The sequence below is a fragment of the Sphingomonas arabinosi genome (assembly GCF_036663715.1).
Lineage (GTDB): Bacteria > Pseudomonadota > Alphaproteobacteria > Sphingomonadales > Sphingomonadaceae > Sphingomonas.
This window is the reverse complement of sequence record NZ_JAXOJN010000001.1, coordinates 290,250-307,278: the sequence shown is the minus strand read 5'-3', so window position 1 is coordinate 307,278 and position 17,029 is coordinate 290,250. Positions and strand designations below refer to the sequence as shown.

At 67.0% G+C, this 17,029-nt stretch carries 21 protein-coding genes; 12 read left to right on the top strand and 9 right to left on the bottom strand.

The annotated features are described in order from the left end of the window. Positions 1–116 precede the first annotated feature (116 nt). The 6 genes from U1708_RS01435 to U1708_RS01410 form a co-directional block, all read right to left on the bottom strand. Positions 117–1,343, bottom strand: a complete 1,227-nt coding sequence (locus U1708_RS01435; protein WP_332741995.1) for a DNA replication/repair protein RecF — start codon at positions 1,341–1,343, stop codon at positions 117–119. A gap of 183 nt (positions 1,344–1,526) precedes the next feature. Beyond that, on the bottom strand, positions 1,527–2,327 hold the full coding sequence (locus U1708_RS01430) for a Coq4 family protein (protein WP_332741993.1): 801 nt from the start codon (positions 2,325–2,327) through the stop codon (positions 1,527–1,529). Between the two features lie 64 nt (positions 2,328–2,391). Continuing rightward, entirely contained in the window at positions 2,392–2,817 is a 426-nt protein-coding gene (locus tag U1708_RS01425) for a type II toxin-antitoxin system VapC family toxin (RefSeq protein WP_332741991.1), read from the bottom strand. Continuing rightward, on the bottom strand, positions 2,814–3,065 hold the full coding sequence (locus U1708_RS01420) for a type II toxin-antitoxin system Phd/YefM family antitoxin (protein ID WP_332741989.1): 252 nt from the start codon (positions 3,063–3,065) through the stop codon (positions 2,814–2,816). The genes U1708_RS01425 and U1708_RS01420 overlap by 4 nt, the downstream gene beginning before the upstream one ends. A gap of 54 nt (positions 3,066–3,119) precedes the next feature. Next, positions 3,120–4,238, bottom strand: coding sequence for a DNA polymerase III subunit beta (dnaN, locus tag U1708_RS01415; RefSeq protein WP_056017955.1), 1,119 nt, complete (start codon positions 4,236–4,238; stop codon positions 3,120–3,122). A 143-nt stretch (positions 4,239–4,381) separates the two neighbouring features. Then, the gene (locus U1708_RS01410; RefSeq protein WP_307087293.1) at positions 4,382–5,035 is read right to left on the bottom strand and encodes an outer membrane protein; all 654 of its coding nucleotides are present in this window, start codon (positions 5,033–5,035) and stop codon (positions 4,382–4,384) included. 140 nt (positions 5,036–5,175) lie between these two features. On the opposite strand from U1708_RS01410, the gene U1708_RS01405 reads away from it, so the two are divergent. The 4 genes from U1708_RS01405 to U1708_RS01390 all read left to right on the top strand — a co-directional run bounded on the left by U1708_RS01405 (position 5,176) and on the right by U1708_RS01390 (position 8,686). After that, the gene (locus tag U1708_RS01405; RefSeq protein ID WP_332741985.1) at positions 5,176–5,859 is read left to right on the top strand and encodes a histidine phosphatase family protein; all 684 of its coding nucleotides are present in this window, start codon (positions 5,176–5,178) and stop codon (positions 5,857–5,859) included. 173 nt (positions 5,860–6,032) lie between these two features. Then, on the top strand, positions 6,033–6,497 hold the full coding sequence (locus U1708_RS01400; protein ID WP_332741983.1) for an invasion associated locus B family protein: 465 nt from the start codon (positions 6,033–6,035) through the stop codon (positions 6,495–6,497). A gap of 232 nt (positions 6,498–6,729) precedes the next feature. After that, positions 6,730–7,935 carry a dual-specificity RNA methyltransferase RlmN gene (gene rlmN / locus U1708_RS01395; RefSeq protein WP_332741981.1) on the top strand — a complete coding sequence of 402 codons (1,206 nt, stop codon included), beginning with the start codon at positions 6,730–6,732 and terminating at the stop codon, positions 7,933–7,935. Next, positions 7,928–8,686, top strand: coding sequence for a sulfite exporter TauE/SafE family protein (locus U1708_RS01390; protein WP_332741979.1), 759 nt, complete (start codon positions 7,928–7,930; stop codon positions 8,684–8,686). Before rlmN ends, U1708_RS01390 begins: the two co-directional genes overlap by 8 nt. On the opposite strand, the gene U1708_RS01385 is transcribed toward U1708_RS01390, so the two are convergent. Then, positions 8,677–10,221 carry an ABC transporter permease/substrate-binding protein gene (locus U1708_RS01385; RefSeq protein WP_332741977.1) on the bottom strand — a complete coding sequence of 515 codons (1,545 nt, stop codon included), beginning with the start codon at positions 10,219–10,221 and terminating at the stop codon, positions 8,677–8,679. The genes U1708_RS01390 and U1708_RS01385 overlap by 10 nt on opposite strands. Then, entirely contained in the window at positions 10,218–10,991 is a 774-nt protein-coding gene (locus U1708_RS01380) for an ATP-binding cassette domain-containing protein (RefSeq protein WP_332741975.1), read from the bottom strand. The genes U1708_RS01385 and U1708_RS01380 overlap by 4 nt, the downstream gene beginning before the upstream one ends. 48 nt (positions 10,992–11,039) lie before the next feature. Here U1708_RS01380 and U1708_RS01375 point away from each other — a divergent pair, with 48 nt between their 5' ends. Next, entirely contained in the window at positions 11,040–11,831 is a 792-nt protein-coding gene (locus tag U1708_RS01375) for an SDR family oxidoreductase (protein WP_332741973.1), read from the top strand. A 130-nt stretch (positions 11,832–11,961) separates the two neighbouring features. On the opposite strand, the gene U1708_RS01370 is transcribed toward U1708_RS01375, so the two are convergent. Further along, positions 11,962–12,258, bottom strand: a complete 297-nt coding sequence (locus U1708_RS01370; RefSeq protein WP_307087310.1) for a 4a-hydroxytetrahydrobiopterin dehydratase — start codon at positions 12,256–12,258, stop codon at positions 11,962–11,964. Positions 12,259–12,294: 36 nt separating this feature from the next. On the opposite strand from U1708_RS01370, the gene U1708_RS01365 reads away from it, so the two are divergent. The 7 genes from U1708_RS01365 to U1708_RS01335 all read left to right on the top strand — a co-directional run bounded on the left by U1708_RS01365 (position 12,295) and on the right by U1708_RS01335 (position 17,029). Next, positions 12,295–12,741, top strand: coding sequence for a metallopeptidase family protein (locus U1708_RS01365; RefSeq protein ID WP_332741969.1), 447 nt, complete (start codon positions 12,295–12,297; stop codon positions 12,739–12,741). A gap of 41 nt (positions 12,742–12,782) precedes the next feature. Then, positions 12,783–13,310, top strand: coding sequence for a heme ABC exporter ATP-binding protein CcmA (gene ccmA / locus U1708_RS01360; RefSeq protein ID WP_332742585.1), 528 nt, complete (start codon positions 12,783–12,785; stop codon positions 13,308–13,310). Then, entirely contained in the window at positions 13,307–13,948 is a 642-nt protein-coding gene (locus U1708_RS01355; protein ID WP_332741967.1) for a heme exporter protein CcmB, read from the top strand. The genes ccmA and U1708_RS01355 overlap by 4 nt, the downstream gene beginning before the upstream one ends. 10 nt (positions 13,949–13,958) lie before the next feature. Continuing rightward, positions 13,959–15,059 (top strand): oxidoreductase, encoded by a 1,101-nt coding sequence (locus U1708_RS01350; protein ID WP_332741965.1) that lies wholly within the window; start codon positions 13,959–13,961, stop codon positions 15,057–15,059. Positions 15,060–15,154: 95 nt separating this feature from the next. Continuing rightward, the gene (locus U1708_RS01345; RefSeq protein WP_332741963.1) at positions 15,155–15,580 is read left to right on the top strand and encodes a hypothetical protein; all 426 of its coding nucleotides are present in this window, start codon (positions 15,155–15,157) and stop codon (positions 15,578–15,580) included. After that, positions 15,570–15,866, top strand: a complete 297-nt coding sequence (locus tag U1708_RS01340) for a hypothetical protein (protein WP_332741962.1) — start codon at positions 15,570–15,572, stop codon at positions 15,864–15,866. Before U1708_RS01345 ends, U1708_RS01340 begins: the two co-directional genes overlap by 11 nt. Then, positions 15,866–17,029 (top strand): acyltransferase family protein, encoded by a 1,164-nt coding sequence (locus U1708_RS01335; RefSeq protein ID WP_332741959.1) that lies wholly within the window; start codon positions 15,866–15,868, stop codon positions 17,027–17,029. The genes U1708_RS01340 and U1708_RS01335 overlap by 1 nt, the downstream gene beginning before the upstream one ends.

Genomic DNA, 17,029 nt, shown 5'->3' with positions numbered 1-17,029 from the left:
CGTGATCTTCGATGCGACGGGGTCTACCCGCGGCCGCTTGAACGCGCAGTGACCTCGATCGACAGCCTGTGTTCAGCCGAAGATTGTGTGCTTCTTTCAGTAGGTAGCGCGTCCTTTCAGTGAGCAGGGCCGACCGCGATGCGCGTCGCGCCGCCACCGATCGCGTCGAACAGCGCGTCTTCGGTCCCGGTCATCCACACCTGCCCGCGTCCCGACAGCCGCTCGAACAGCGCCGCGCGGCGGGCCGGGTCGAGGTGGGCGGCGACCTCGTCGAGGAGGAGTATCGGCGACTGGCCGGTCCGCTCGGCGACCAGTTCGGCATGCGCGAGGACGATGCCGAGGAGGAGCGCCTTCTGCTCGCCGGTCGAGGCGAGCGATGCGGCGCGGGCCTTGTCCAGATGCGCTACCGCGAGGTCGACGCGGTGAGGGCCGACGAGCGTGCGGCCGGCTGCGGCGTCGCGTGCGCGGCCTTGCGCGAGGTCGGCTTGGAGGCGGGTGGTGTCGCCGTTCCACCCTTCGAGCGTGAGGCCGGCGCGGGGGAACGGGCCGTCGTCCTGGTGCGCGAGCCTCGTGCCGAGCAGCGCGACGGTCTCGCGTCGGGCGGCGTCGACCGCTGTGCCGTGCTCGGCCATTTGCGCTTCGAGCGCTGAGAGCCAGTCGCCGTCGGGGCGGCCTTCGTCGGCGAGCAGTCGGTTTCGCGCGCGCATCGCTGCGTCGTAGCGGGCGGCGTGGTGCGCGTGGGCGGGGGCGAGGGCGAGCGTGAGGCGGTCGAGGAAGCCTCGCCGTTCGCTGGCGGGGGCGACGAACAGGCGGTCCATCGCGGGGGTGAGCCATAGAATCGTGAGCCACTCGGCGAGCGCGTTGGCGGTGGTGGTGGCGCCCTGGATGCGGACGATGCGGCGTTCCGGGGCTGAGGCCAGCGTACCGGTGGCGACGTCTACTTCGCCGGCGGCTGGTGTTTCTCCGTCTGTGTTCTTCTCCCCTTCCGCTTGCGGGAGGGGTCGGGGGAGGGACGCGATTTCCTCGGGAGCGGACGCCGGTACGTACGTCGCGCCCTCCCCTAACCCCTCCCGCAAGCGGGAGGGGGATAAGGTAACGACCTCTTGTTCGCGTTGTGGGGATAAGGTGGCCGCGACGCCGAAGCCGCCTGCCCCGCCCTGCCTCGCCATCTCCCCGAGGGCCGCTCTCCGCAGCCCGCGACCGGGCGCGAGGAGCGATACCGCCTCCAGGATATTCGTCTTTCCCGCCCCGTTCTCGCCGGTCAGCACGACGAAGCCTGAGCCCGGCTGGAGCGTCAAGTCGGCATGATTGCGGAAATCGGTAAGGACCAGGCGCGACAGCATCGCCTCGGCCTTAGAGGAGTTTCGCAGCCGATTGCATCGCCCTTTTCCCGTTCGGCCTAAGCGAAGTCGAAGGTCATGGCACAAGCTACGGTGCTTCGACTACGCTCAGCACGAACGGTGGAGGTGGGGCGGTTTGATCCGACTCCCCGCTAGCGACGATTGCCGCGCCGTATCAGCCTTCACTCAGGCGGCGATGCGCTCGGGCACGGCCTTCGGTTCGAGCTTGGCCTTCTGCGTGCTGAGATACGACGCGAGCGCTGGCCCGAGCTCGCGCTGCGCCCGCAGATACGCGACCGGGGTGACGATCCCGAGCCTTGCGCGTGCGCCGTCCAGCGGTTCGTGAAGCAGAGTCAGGTAATCCTCGCCCGAAATCCACTTCGCTTTCCGCCCGTTGCGATAGCCTTCCCAGACCGCCTTCGCGAACAGCTTGCTCCCCGTCACGCGCATGCTCTTCAACGCCGCCGCCGAGCCGATCAGCGCCCAGCCGAGGCCGCCGACCTGCGCGTAGCTGAACGCGACGAGCGCCGCCTCGCCCATGCTCTCGTCCGCCTTGTAGCCGGTCAGCACGTGCCAGATGTCGTGCGTGTCGCGTACCCGCCGGCCGAACCACGCATAGGGATGCGCCAGATCGTCCTCGGACGGCTCGAGCCGCGAGACTTCGACCAAGCCGTCCGCGGAATAGCCCGTCGTTTCGAGGAAATTGCGATACGCCGCCCCGACGGTGCCGGGCGCGAAGCTCGCGACGAACGCGGGGTCGGAGAAACGTTGCGCGAGTTCGACGCGGTCATAGGCGATCCGCCCGCCCGCCGCGGTGGCGATCAGCCGCGCGTAGTTCATCGGCGCATTGCCGACGTTCAGCGCGCGCATGATCCGGAACACCTGGGTCGTGTCGTCGCCGTTGGCTAGCAGTTTGTTGATCGCATCGAAGGCCGTACGCCAGTCGCGACGACCGGTCGTACCGGGAAACGGAGGAAGCTTCGCCATCGAGTCGACTCCTTACTGACATTACTGTTAGTATCAGGTCTGGCGGCGGGTTCAAGCGCAGATACTAGACGACTTCGACGGCGACTCCGTATTCGATTGCCGCCCCGCGAAGCCGTATATCAAGTGTCGCCATCGCCAGACCATGCGACTGTGCAATAGCGAGGTGAAGGGCATCGGCTGCGCGCAACCCCAGTTCGTATCGCTCGATAAAGCGTGCGGCCGTCGTGAAATTTTCGGGCGAAACACCGAGTTGCTCGTAGCTGGTGCCGATCGATGCACGCCACGCCTCCATAAGCAGGATACGATTCTCCGCAGAAATCTGCTCGGTGCGAACTTTTAGAGACAGGGCGCTGGAGACTTCGGTATCGCTCCAGTCGCTGACATATAAACGTCGTTCACTTTGCGTCCCGAGCCATTGCCACACTGCCGGACTGTGCGCCTCGCGCGTCATCGAGGCGATGATCAACGACGTATCGCAATAGACGGTCAATACCGATCGCCGTCCCGCATCATCCGCACGAAGTCGCCCGCACCCTGCTCCTGGAACGGAAGCGACTTAGCCAACGCTTCGAGCGCACCGACGTCGATGGGCTTGCGGCGCGGGAGCGGCGGCGCCTCGGGCGTTACGCGGGCGAAGGGTTGGCCGTTGCGGGTAATTTGGACGGCTTCGCCCGCCTCGAGCCGGTCGATGAGCGTGCCTAGCTCGTCTTTCAGATCAGCAATATTGATCGAGTCCATGATCCGGCTCCTGCCTGTCGCCCCGCCATACCACGACGCGACAGGCAGACCGAATCAGACTCGCATCGGCATCAGCACGTACAGCGCGGGCGACTTGTCGTTTTCGCGGATCAGGGTCGGGGCGGCGGCGTCGGCGAGGTGCACCTCGACCATGTCGCCGTCGATCTGTGCGAGGATGTCCATCAGGTAGCGGCTATTGAAGCCGATCTCGAACGGGAGCGCGACGTAATCGCCGGGGACTTCCTCCGCCGCGGTGCCGTTTTCGGGCGAGGTCACCGACAGCGTGATCTTGTCGCGGTCGAGCGCCATCTTCACGGCCCGCGTCTTCTCGGTCGCGATCGTGGAGACGCGGTCGACGCCTTCCATGAAGCTCTTGGGGTCGATCTTGAGGATCTTGTCGTTGCCGGTCGGAATCACGCGGCTGTAATCGGGGAAGGTGCCGTCGATCAGCTTCGAGGTCAGGATCGCCTGGCCGAGGTCGAAGCGGATCTTGGTCGGCGACAGCGACACGCCGACCGAGCCGTCGACCTCGTCGAGCAGCTTGCGCAGCTCGCCGATGCATTTGCGCGGCACGATCACGTCGGGCATCGATTCGGCACCCTCGGGACGCGGCAGCGTGACGCGCGCGAGGCGGTGACCGTCGGTCGCGGCGGCCTTCAGCACCGGGTTCGAGCTGTCGCCGTCCGCCACGTGGAGGAAGATGCCGTTGAGATAATAGCGCGTCTCTTCGGTCGAGATCGCGAATCGCGTCTTGTCGATGATCTGCTTGAGCGTCTCGGCGGGCAGCTCGAACTGGGTCGGCAGTTCGCCTTCCGCGATCACCGGGAAATCGTCGCGCGGGAGCGTGCCGAGCGAAAAGCGCGCGCGGCCTGCGACGATGCTCATCCGGCCTTCCGACGCGGCGAGCTGGACCTGGCTACCCTCGGGCAGCTTGCGTGCGATGTCGAACAGCGTGTGCGCGGACACGGTAGTCGCGCCGGGCTGGTCGACAGCTGCTGCGATCGATTCGTTGATCTGGAGATCAAGATCGGTGGCCATCAGCTTGAGCGTGCCCTCGGCAGTCGCCTCGATCAGCACGTTCGACAGGATGGGGATGGTGTTGCGCCGCTCCACCACGGACTGGACATGGCTCAGCCCCTTGAGGAGCGTTGCGCGTTCGATCGTCGCCTTCATCGTAATTCCCCCCGCCACCACAGCCAGAATCGGGGCTGGGGGCAATCCGCAGATGGCTTACCCAACAACAAAGGGTCGGAGCAAGCGCCCCGACCCTTCTTTGATCACGGTAAACGTCGGGTTAAACCCGCGCGCCGGTTCGATCAGAAGCGGAAGCCGTAGCTGGCGACCACCTGGTGACGATCCGTGTCGACGTCGAATCGGCTGCTGGTGCCGCCGGTCGCATAGTCGATGTTGCCGCGCTCATAGTTCGAATAGCGGTATTCGAGCTTGGCATAGCTGTTCGGGCCGACCGCATGCTCGGCACCGGCGCCGATGCGCCAGCCGTCGAGCTTGAAGTTGTTGTCGGTGGTCTGGCTGGTGCTACCGGCGAGGACGTTGAGCTTCGAATTGGTGTAGCCGCCCTTGACGTACAGCATCGTCGTCGGTGCGACGACATAGCCTGCGCGCGCGCCGACATAGATGTCGCGGCCCTGCTTGACCCGGCCATAACCGAAGTCGCTGGTGTAGTCGTTGCGGTCGCTCTTCGCGGTCGAGCCGGTGAGTTCGGCCTCGGCGCCGAGCACGATGTTGTCCGATGTCGCGATATCATAGCCGATGCCACCGCCGTACAGCAGGCCGTCGATCTTCTGGTCGTCGCGCCCGTTGTTGTTGGACACGCTGCTGCCGGCGCCGGTGTGGTCGTAGCCGAGCGTGGCCTCGACGCGGGGGCCGGTGAAGGTCGGGTTGGTCTGTGCGAGGGCGGGTGCTGCTACTGCGGTGGTGGCGAGCAGCGAGACGGCGATAAGCGTACGCATTGGGGTTACTCCTTACTGATCCGGCGCCCCATCACGCGGGGCGGACAGCTCCAATGGACCAACCGCGCGGGCGTTGCATGAACCCCAGATAAACGCGGAAATCCGTTGCTTTTGCGCCACAGGGGGTTGAAACGCGGCCTATGATTCCAAGCCATCGGCAGGGTGAAGCGGACGCCCGATCAACTGATATTCCGGCTCCGCGGAAAGGTCGCGATTTCGTCGCGCGGCACGGCGAAACCGTGTTCAACGCGGCGCACCGGTTGCAGGGGGATGCCGAGCATACGCCTTTGACGCGGACGGGGTTCGCGCAGGCCGACGAGCTTGGGCGGGCGTTGCGCGGATTGCTGGGGGTGAAGCCGGCGCTGGCGTTGTGGGCGTCGCCGACCGGGCGCGCTTTGCAAACGCTGGCGGTGATCTGCGAGCATCTGGAACTGGATTGGCATGGTGCGCGGACCGATCCGCGGCTGGTCGAGATCGACATGGGATCTTGGGGCGGGCGTTATTATGCCGATCTTGCTGCTGAGGTCGGGTCGATCGTCCTGCCAGGCGGTATCCTTAAGCGGCCAGCGGACGGCGAGACCTATCCGCAGATCGCGGCGCGCGTGGGCGGGTGGCTGGCGGATACTGCCGAGCATGCGGGCGATCGGCTCGTGATCATGCACGGAATTTCGAGTCGGGTGATGCTGGGGGTGATGACCGGGGCGGCGGTCGATCCTGTGCTCGGTGCGCCAGTTGCGAAGGGGTTGCCGCAGGGGTCGGTTACGCTGGTGGAGAACGGGCTGGCGACCGTGCCGCATCTCGGTACGGGGTTTGCTCCGGCGTGAGATTCTGGGCGGTCGAGGACTTTACTTTCAGGCTGCGGACTTCTGCCCCCCTCCCTGGAAGGGAGGGGTTGGGGGTGGGTCGGCTTCCGCATTTTCGGACCGTTGGGGCTCGAGCGGGCCTACCCACCCCCTGCCCCTCCCTTTCAGGGAGGGGGGTTCTGTGGCGTTTGGGGTTGGCGGTAGGGTTGCTTGCGGTTGCTGCTCCGGCGGCGGCGCGTGATACGATCGGTATTTTCAAGGGCTGGGGGGCGTTCCGGGACGCTACGCCAGCGCGATGTTACGCGATCGCGCGGCCGATCATGGCGGGTGGGCGGGCGACTGGTTTCGCCAGCATCGCGACGTGGCCGACGCGGGGTTTGCGGGCGTCGCTGCATGTGCGGCTCAGTCGGGAGCGGGACCGGTCGGCGGGGGTGACGCTGACGGTCGGCGAGCGGCGATTCGCGTTGGTGGCGAACGGGCTGGATGCCTGGGCGAGCGACGCGCCGAGCGATCATGCGATCGTGGCGGCGATGCGGTCGGGTCGGAGCATGAGTGTGGAGGCGGTCGGCGTCGGGGGGCGGCCGTTTGTCGATGTCTATGCGTTGTCGGGCGCGGCGACGGCGATCGATGCTGCCGTGTTGGGGTGTAGCGGGGGGTGAACTTCGGGCGTGCCGCACCCACTCACTGGCACCACCCCGGCGAAGGCCGGGGCCCAATTGGGGGACGGATGTAACGACACTCGGTTCTCCGTTACAATCACCTTTCCAATTGGGCCCCGGCCTCCGCCGGGGTGGTGGTTGTTTCGGGCTACGTCCCGCCCGACTATGCTGACTCCACCCCCGTCCCCACAGCCAGTAGAAAAATCAGCAGAATTCCGCTAAGGGCCGCGCCATGCAGACTGCCGCGAACCTCATGCCTATTCCGGGGCACATCGATCCCGTGCCCGTTCCCCGCAGCTTCGTGCCGCGCAGCGATGGGCGGATCGACCTGCTTGGGCTGTCGCTTGCCGATCTGCGGATGGCGTTGGAGACGTCGCAGCTCGAGGAGAAGCAGGCCAAGCTGCGTGCCAAGCAGTTGTGGCACTGGATCTACAATCGCGGCGCGACCGAGTTCTCGGCGATGACCGACATCTCGAAGACGATGCACCCGTGGCTCGAGCAGAGGTTCGTGATCAGCCGGCCGAACGTGGTCGAGGCGCAGGTGTCGACCGATGGCACGCGGAAGTGGTTGCTGCGGTCGGACGACGCGCAGGATTACGAGATGGTGTTCATCCCGGACGCGGATCGCGGCACGCTGTGCGTATCGAGCCAGGTAGGCTGCACGCTGAACTGCACCTTCTGCCATACCGGCACGATGCGGCTTGTCCGCAACCTGACGCCCGCCGAGATCGTCGGCCAGGTGATGCTCGCGCGCGATTCGCTGGGCGAATGGCCGAGCCAGCCCGAGGGGCGGATGCTCACCAACATCGTGATGATGGGGATGGGCGAGCCGCTGTATAATTTCGAGAACGTCCGCGATGCGTTGAAGCTGGTGATGGACGGTGCGGGGCTCGCACTCAGCCGCCGCCGGATCACGCTTTCGACGAGCGGCGTGGTGCCGATGATGGCGCGTGCGGGGGCGGAGATCGGCGTGAATTTGGCAGTGTCGCTGCACGCGGTGACCAAGGAAGTGCGCGACGAGATCGTGCCGCTGAACCGGAAGTACGGCATCGAAGAGCTGTTGCAGGCGTGCGCGGACTATCCGGGCACCAACAATGCGCGGCGGATCACGTTCGAATACGTGATGCTGAAAGACAAGAACGACTCCGACGACGACGCGCGCGAACTCGTGCGTTTGCTGCGGAAGTACGAGCTGCCGGCGAAGGTGAACCTCATTCCGTTCAATCCCTGGCCGGGCGCGCAATATGAGTGCTCGACGCCGGAGCGGATCAAGTCGTTCTCAAGCATCGTGTTCGGTGCGGGCATCTCGGCACCGGTGCGGACGCCGCGCGGTCGCGATATCGATGCAGCGTGTGGCCAGTTGAAGACCGCGTCGGAGAAGAAAAGCCGGGCGCAACTCGATCGTGAGGCTGCTGTCGAGTCCGACGCTTTTGCTTGAGTGGAGTGCGGTCGCGCTGGCGGCAGGGGCAGGCGCTCTCGGCGGTGCGATGAATGCGTTGGCGGGCGGCGGCAGTTTCGCGACGATGCCGGCGCTGATCGGGCTCGGCTTGCCCTCGACCTTCGCCAACGCGACCAGCAACGTCTCGCTACAGCCGGGTGCGATGGCGAGCGCGTGGGCGTATCGGCACGGGCTCCAGCCGATCTCAGGCGTCAGCATGAAGACGATGGCGGGAATCACCTTCGTCGGCGGACTGATCGGCAGCCTGTTGCTGGTGGCGACGTCGGCGCGGGCGTTCGACCTGATCGTACCGTGGCTGTTGCTGTTCGCGACGCTGGCGATCGCGTTCGGCACGCGTGCGTCGTTGTGGCTGCGGTCGCGGGTCGAGATCGGACCGAAGTCGCTGGTCGGTGTGCAGGCGTTGCTGGGAATTTATGGCGGATATTTCGGGGGTGGCGTCGGGCTGATGCTGACCGCCGCGTGGGGGCTGCTGTCGGGGGCAACGCCCGCGACTCTTGCGCCGCCGCGGACGCTGATGCTGGCGGTGGCGAACCTTGCCGCGACGATCATCTTCATCGCGACCGGGATGGTGGTGTGGGCGCTGTGCGTGCCGATGCTGATCGGCGGGATCGTCGGCGGGCATTACGGGGCTAAGCTGGGCCTGTTGCTGTCGCCGCAGGCGATCCGCGTGTGGACGCTGCTGGTGACGATCGCCACGACGATCGTGTTCTTCTGGCGCGCCTATTCCTGAAGGCCGACTATCGCGGCGAGCCATTTTGCCGCGGCCTCGGGCGTCTGCTTGTCGGTATCGCGGTCGACGCGGTAGTTCGCGGCGCGCATCGCCTCGACCGGGATGCGGCCGACTATCGGTTTCAGCGCGGCGCGGAACCTCGCGTCCCCTGCCCGCTTCGGCGCGACCATCAGGATCGCGTCGTAGCCGGGGATCGCACGACGGGGGTCGGTCAGCACTGTGAGACCGTCCGCCGCGATCCGGCCATCGGACGAGAAGGCGGAGATGACGTCGACATTGCCGCTTTCGAGCGCGCGGTACATGAAGGTCGGGCTGTACGGCGTCGTCTTGGCGAAACGGAGCGGATAGGCGCGCTTCACCGCGGCCCATTCGGGACGTTCGAGGAATTCGAGATCGCTGCCGAGCGTCATGCCGGGTGCTGCGTTCACCAGATCGTCGAGGCTGGCGATGCGCTTGGACTTGGCCGCGTCGCCCTTCATCGCAAAGGCATAGGCGTTCTCGAACCCGAGCGAGCCGATCAGGCCGACGCGGTGCTCGCGCCTGGCCCAGTCGCCGATCGCGGCGACCATTGCGGGGCGTGCGGGGACGTCGTTGCGCTTCATCTCGTTCGCCCAGATCGTCCCGGCATAATCGACATAGACGTCGATATCGCCGCCGGAGAGCGCGCCGAAGACGACCGCCGAGCCGAGGCCGTCGCGGTATTCGACGGTGTAGCCGGCTTGTTCGAGCCGGTCGCCGATCAGCCGCGCGAGGATGTATTGTTCGGAGAAGTTCTTTGCGCCGACAACGACGGTGCGGTCCGCGCCACTCTTGGGCCATAGCGGAGCGGTCGCGGCCGCGGTTCCGACGAGCAGCACCGCGGCGCTCGCCATCCAGAGCCAGCGGCGGCGGGCGCGGATGCCGTACTCGATCGCGCCGATCAGCGCGTCGACCGCCAGCGCGAGCGCGGCTGCCGAGACGCAGCCGGCGAGGACCAGCGCCCAGTTCTGCGTCTGGAGGCCGGCGAAGATCATGTCGCCGAGGCTCGGCTGGCCGACGGTCGTCGACAAGGTCGCGGCACCGATCGTCCAGACCGCCGCGGTGCGGATGCCGGCGATCAGCACGGGCGCGACCAAAGGTGCCTCGACCAGCCGCAATTTCTGCGCGGGCGTCATGCCGACTGCGTCCGCCGCCTGAATTACCGCAGGGTCGATGCCGTGCAGGCCGGTCACCGCGTTCCGGATGATCGGGAGGAGCGCGTACAGCGTCAGCGCGATCAAGGACGGGAGGAAGCCCAATGCGGGGATGCCGCCGCCGACCAGCGCGGAGAGGCTGAGCAACAGCGGGTAGAACAAGGCGAGCAGCGCGAGGCTGGGGATGGTCTGGACGAGGCTCGCAAAGCCGAGCGACACGCGCGCCACGGTCGCGTTACGGGCCGACCAGATGCCGAGCGGCAGGCTGATCGCGATGCCGAGTAGCAGCGCCGCGGCGGAGAGCAGGACGTGGTTGGCGAGCAGCGGCGGCACGCGGCTCAGCGCGTCTAGGAAGGGGCTCATGCGACTAGCGCCTGGAGGCGTTCGGCCTGCGCGCGGGGCACTTGAACCAGCGCCTGCGCGTCTTCGCCGCCCTTGCCGGCGACGAGTTCGGCGGGCGTGGCGTCGGCGACGATGCGTCCGGCCTTCATCACCAGCACGCGGTCGGCGAGCAGCAGCGCCTCGGCCATGTCGTGTGTGACGAGGATGGTGGTCAGCCCGAGCCGGTCGTGCAGTTCGCGTATCCGCGTGCCGAGCGCGTCGCGCGTGACCGGGTCGAGCGCGCCGAACGCCTCGTCGAGCAACAGCAGTTTGGCACCGGGAGCGAGCGCACGGGCGATGCCGACGCGCTGGCGCTGGCCGCCCGAGAGCGCGTCGGGCATGCGGCCGGCGATGTCGCGGGGCAGGTCGACGAGGTCTAGCAGTTCGCCCACTTTCGCCTCGTCGGAGCGACCGGCGATGCGCAGGCCGATCGCGATGTTCTCGGCGATCGTCATATGCGGGAACAGGCCGATATTCTGGAAGACGTAGCCGATCCGGCGGCGCAGTTCGGGGGCGGGCTCTGCGGCGACGTCGGCACCGTCGATCGTCACGCGGCCTTCGCTCTGCTCGACGAGGCGGTTGAGCGTCTTCAGCAGCGTCGACTTGCCCGAACCGGACGTGCCGACGAGTGCGACGAAACTGCCGCGCGCGATCTCCAGAGAGACCGCGTCGACGGCGATCGTCGCACCTCCCGCGCTGGGGTACCGCTTGGTGACGCGTTCGAAAACGAGCGCTGGGGAATTGTCTGGCATCTGCGCGCAGGATGCGGGAAACATACCGGAAAATCAAATGGAGAGGGTATGAGCCAGCAGGGCATTTTCATCACCGGCGGCGGATCGGGGATCGGCCGCGCCACCGCGATATTGTTCGCGCGGAAAGGCTGGCGGGTCGGGCTCGCCGACGTCAACGTCGCGGGACTCGCGGAGACCGCCGCACTGCTGCCTGCGGGCATGGTCAGCACCTATCGGATGGACGTGCGCGACCGCGATGCGTGGGTGGCGTCGCTCGACGCGTTCGTCGCAACCACCGGCGGACGGCTAGACGTGCTGTTCAACAATGCCGGGATCGGATCGGGCGGACCGCTGGCGGAGACCGACTTCGCCGAGATCGACCGGGTGATCGCGATCAACCTGGTCGGCGCACTGAACGGGGCGCGGATCGGTTATGCGTATCTGAAGCGGACGCCGGGATCGTGCCTGCTCAACACTGCGTCGGCGTCGGCGATCTATGGTTCGGCCGGGCTTGCGCCCTATTCGGCGACCAAGTTCGGGGTGCGTGCGATCACCGAGGCGCTCGACGGCGAATGGGCGGCGGACGGCATCAAGGTGCGGTCGATCGTGCCGAGCTTCATCGACACGCCGCTGCTCGATTCTGCGGCGGGGGGCAGTAACCGCTCGATCCGCGAGACGGTGACGGGCGCTGGGCTGGAGTTGACCGGGGTAGACAAGGTGGCCGAGGCGGCCTGGGCGGCGGTGCATGGCGACAAGGTGCATACCTTTGTCGGGAAGACCGCGCACCGGATGGCGTTCGCCGCGCGGTGGATGCCGGGGGCGCTGCGTAAGCGTATGCGGCGGGATATGCGGAAGGGCTGACAATCCCCCCGGCCCTGGAAGTGAGGGGTTAGGGGGTGGGTCGGCTTTCGCATACCCGAACCTTCCGAGGCTCAAGCTGGCCAACCCACCCTCAACCCCTCCCTTTCAGGGAGGGGCGAAGCAGAAGGGCTCAGGTGTCGCCGACTATGGCGTCGATCGCTTCGGCCATTTCGATGTCGCGTGGCGAGAGGCCGCCCGCGTCGTGCGTGGTCAGCAGGATTTCGACGCGGTTCCAGACGTTCTTCCACTCCGGGTGGTGGTTCGCGCGCTCGGCGATCAGCGCGACCTGCGTCATGAAGCCGAACGCCTCGACGAAATCGGCGAACACGATCGTCCGCGTGATCGCGTCGCGCGCATCGTCGTAGTCCCACTCGTCGAGCCCATCGAGTGCCTCGGCCCGTTCCGTATCGTTCAGCGCTTCGATCATTCGCGTGTCCCTTGCCGCCATCGTTTGCCAACGCGTATGGCTGGCAGGATGAGCGGGCAAGCGACAATGCACGAGGGGGGCCGAGGCGAAGCACCCGACGCCGACACGATCGAGGCGATCTGCCGCGCGACGATCGCCAAGCTGCCCGCGCAGTTCGCGGAGCATCTCGGCGACATCGTGTTCGCGGTCGAGGAGTATGCCGACGACGAGACGCTGGCGGCACTCGGCCTGGAGCATCCGCTCGACCTGTCGGGCCTGTATCACGGCCGCCCGCTCGGCGAGAAATCGTCGATGGACGTCGCGCCGATGCCCGACCGCATCGTGCTGTACCGCCGCGCGATCCTCGAGGAGTGGATCGAGACCGGGGTGCGTCTCGACGACCTCGTCGCGCATGTGACGATCCATGAGATCGGCCATCATTTCGGGCTGAGCGACGACGACATGCACGCGCTGGAGGACTCGGCCGAAGATCGGGCCACGTGAGTCTCGCGTTTCGCGACGTCGCGTGCGTGCGGGGCGGGCGGATGCTGTTCTCGGGCGTGTCGTTCGACCTGCAGTCTGGCGATGCGGCGATCGTCACCGGCCCCAATGGCGTCGGGAAATCCAGCCTGATCCGCATCGCCGCCAGCCTGCTCGCGCCGTTCGAGGGTAGTGTGACGTGCGACGATACCAAGGCGTTGCTGACCGAAGCGAGTGCGCTCGACCCCGACCGAACGCTGATCGCGGCGCTGCGTTTCTGGGCTGCGTTGGACGATAAGCCCGTCGCCGATACCCGGATCGCCCGAGCGCTGTCCGCCCTCGATCTGGACGCGCTCGCGGACGTTCCCGTCCGCCTGTTGTCGACCGGGCAACGCCGCCGCGCGTCGATCGCGCGGGTTGCCGCCAGCGGAGCGCCGGTCTGGCTGCTCGACGAACCCGCCAACGGACTCGACACGGTTTCGATCGCTCGACTGGAAACGCTGATCGCAGAGCACCGTGCTACCGGCGGTGTTGCACTGGTCGCCACGCACTTGTCGCTGGCGATTCCCGGCGCGCAGGAGATCGCGTTGTGATCGCGCTGATCCGGCGCGATCTGCGCCGCAGTGTGTCGAGTGGCGGCGCGACGTTGGTGGTCGCGTTCTTCCTGCTGGTCGCGACGCTGTTCCCGTTCGCGATCGGCCCCGACGCAGCGTTGCTCGCGCGGATCGGCGGCGGGGTGATCTGGACCGCGGCCTTGCTCGCAGCCCTGTTGCCGGTCGAGCGCCTCGTCGGGCCCGATCTGGAGGCGGGCGTGTTCGACCAGTTCGTCGTCCGCGGGATGTCGCTCGCGCTGGTCGCGCTGGCGAAGACGATCGCGCACTGGCTGAGCTTCGGCCCGCCGCTGATGCTCGCCGCGGTGATCGCCGCGGGGTTGCTCAACCTGTCGGCCGACACTCTGCTCCGCGTCGAGGTGGGCCTGCTGATCGGCACGCCCGGCCTCGCCGCGCTCGCGGTTGCGACCAGCGCACTGGTCGCGGGGGTGCGCGGCGGCGGGGCGGTCACGGGGCTGGTGATGCTCCCGCTCGCGGTGCCGTTGCTCATCTTCGGTGCAGGCTCGCTCGACCCGGCCGGTGGCGCGGGCGCGGTCAAGTTGCTCGCCGCGGTCAGTCTCGTGCTGGTCGCAGGCGCACCGTTCCTGGCCGCGGCGGCGATCCGCGCCGGCATGGACTGAGGCGATGAGCATGACCGACGAACAAGACAACCCCGTTCGCGTCGGACTGATCGGATACGGGTTCTCGGGCAAGACCTTCCACGCTCCGCTGATACGGTCCGTCGCGGGGCTCGAACTCTGTGCGGTGGCGTCCAGCGATGCCGGCAAGGTGCATGCGGACTTTCCTGACATGGCGGTCCACGCCGATCCGCACGCACTGATCGCGGCCGACACGATCGACCTCGTGGTGATCGCGACGCCGAACGAGACGCATGCACCACTCGCACGGGCAGCGATCGCGGCCGGGAAGCATGTCGTGATCGACAAGCCGTTCACGCTCGACCTCGACGAAGCGCGCGGGCTTCTCGCGCTGGCGGACGATCGAGGCGTGCTGCTATCCGTCTTCCACAATCGGCGATGGGACAGCGATTTCCTCACCGTTCGCGCCGCGATCGACGAAGCTATCGTCGGCGACGTCACGCATTTCGAGTCGCATTTCGATCGGTTCAGGCCCGACGTCCGCGACCGCTGGCGCGAGCGATCGGGGCCAGGCAGCGGCGTCTGGTACGATCTCGGTCCGCATCTGGTCGATCAGGCGTTGCTCCTGTTCGGCCTGCCGGACGCGGTGCAGGCCTCGATCGCGACGCAGCGGCCGGGTGCGATGACCGACGACTGGGCGCACGTCGTCCTGTCCTACGGCGAGCGCCGCGTGATCCTCCAGGCGAGCATGCTGGTGGCGGGCGGCGTCGACCGGTTCACCGTGCATGGTACCGCGGGCAGCATGACGAAGCGATGCGCCGACCGACAGGAGGCGCAACTTCTCGCCGGGATGCGGCCGGGCGATGTGGGTTGGGGCGAGGACCTCGATCCGCTCGTGATCCATGCCGCCAACGGGCAACGCGAACAGCGCGCGCTACCCGGCGATCAACGTCGTTATTACTTTGGCATCGCGGCTGCGCTCCGGGGAACGGCGAAGAACCCGGTCGCGCCCGTCGAAGCGCTGGCGGTGATGGCGGTCGTCGAGGCGGCGATCCTGTCTGCAAAGACCGGCGCGACCACGGCATTGGCACTGACCGCGCCCGAGCGGGACGCCGCAACCCGCGCCTTATCGTTCGCGACTGTACGAATCTGAACGATCCGTCCGGGCGTCACGCGGATAACAAAGCGTCGCTTGCCAAGCACGTCCGGTTGGTTGCCGATCCGGATCTTCTCTGACAGGATTGCGACGTGCCCGACCCTCTTCACCATGGCCTCAATCAATCGCGGTGGCCCAAGCGGATTGGTCGCCTCATCGATGCTATCTGCCTGGTGGCGCTGATCGTCGTGGTCGTCACGGTCATCTACGGCTTCTGGCTGCGGGCGATCTGGGCACATGGCTATTACCTCGCGGTCGCGGTCGCGGTGCTGGGCGCGTTCGTGATCCTGATCGGGCTCGCGCAACAGGCGATCGCGGCGCGCGACGTGGCGACCTGGCGCGACATGGCCGAATGGCAGATCCGCGCGGCGCGGGCGGCGGCGGGACAGGCCGGCGCGACGCAGGCGAACGCCGACGACGAGATCGAGGCGAATTCCGCGGCCTATTACGAGGTTCTGATCGGCACGCTGGTCGCGCAGGCCGAACAGGACGAGCGGAGCATCGTCGATGAGCGGTGATCCGCATCTCGAACTTGGCGAAAGCCTGCCGCGGTTCCTGTCGCATTGGCTGGCGGCGTGCTTCGGGCATTTCCTGATGGTGCTGCTGCCGCTGATCACCGACTGGGCGCATGTGAAGGACGCGACATGGCCGAGTTGGTGGTCGCTGCTGCTGTTCGCGGCGTCGACCTCGCTGGTCGCGGCGATCATCAACGCGAACCTTCCGGTGACGCCGCGGGAGATGATCAAGAGCGTCGGGCTGGGGTTCGCGTTGAACGCGACCATCGTCATGCTGCGGCTGGCGTGATGGCGTCGCGCGCGGGGCCACTCGCCCGGGTGTTTTCGCGTTTTTTACACCGTGATGCGGCACTGGACCGTGACCAGATCGCGCCGCTCCAGTTGCTGCGCGGGCTGGCCGCGTCGGGCGTCGTCGTCGAGCATCTGCTGGAGCGCTATGTCCGGCGCGGTGCGATTGCCCACGACCTTCCCGATTTCACGACTCGGCTCGGCCAGACCGGCGTTGCCACCTTCTTCGCGATCAGCGGATTCATCATGGCGTATATCGCGCTTCGGGAGGATCGGCGGTCGCCATCGGGCTGGTCGTTCCTGCGCAACCGGTTCCTGCGGGTGGCACCGCTCTATTACCTGACGACGCTGATGATCGTGGCGTTCGGCTGGCTGGCGCAGGAGATGGGCGCACGGACCATTGTCGCGGCGCGCCTGCCGAACGTGAGCGAGTTCCTGTTGTCGTTCGCGTTCATCCCGCATCGGGGCGTCAATGGCCTGATCCAGCCGATCTATGAGCTGGGATGGACGCTGCATTACGAGATGTTCTTCTATCTGCTGTTCGCGGCGGGGCTCGGGGTCCTGGCGCGGCGCGGCGCGTTCCTGGTGCTGGCCGTGCTGGGACTGCTCGTCGCGGCGGGGACCGGGATCGACGCGCCACCCGACCGGGTCGGCGTGTCGGTCGCCGCCTATGTCTTCACGCGGCCGATCATGGGCTATTTCGCGATCGGGATCGTGATCGCGCTCGTCCGCCACCGGATCGGGGACCGCCTGCCCGTGCTGCCGATGTCGGTGATCGCGGTCGTGGCCGTGGCCGCGCTGGGGATCGCTGCGATCGATGCGAGCCGGATCGTCGCGATGACGGCGATCGCAGTCGCGGTGGCGGTGACCGTGCTCACGACGCCGACGACGACGCGAAGGTCGGAAGGGTTCGCTGCGTTCTCGCGCGCGTTCGGCAATGCATCCTACAGCATCTATCTGACGCACAGCTTCGTGCTCGGTGCGTTCGCAACGGCGACGGTGTCGATCGTCACGCGCGGCATGCCGGCGCTCGTCGCGATGGCGGTGCTCGCCTGCGCGGTGTGCTTCGGCGTGGGGTGGCTGTCCTGGCGGCTGATCGAATTGCCGATCGCGGAGGCGTTGCGTGGCCGGCGTCCGTCCAGGGCCGAACTCGTCGCGCCTTGA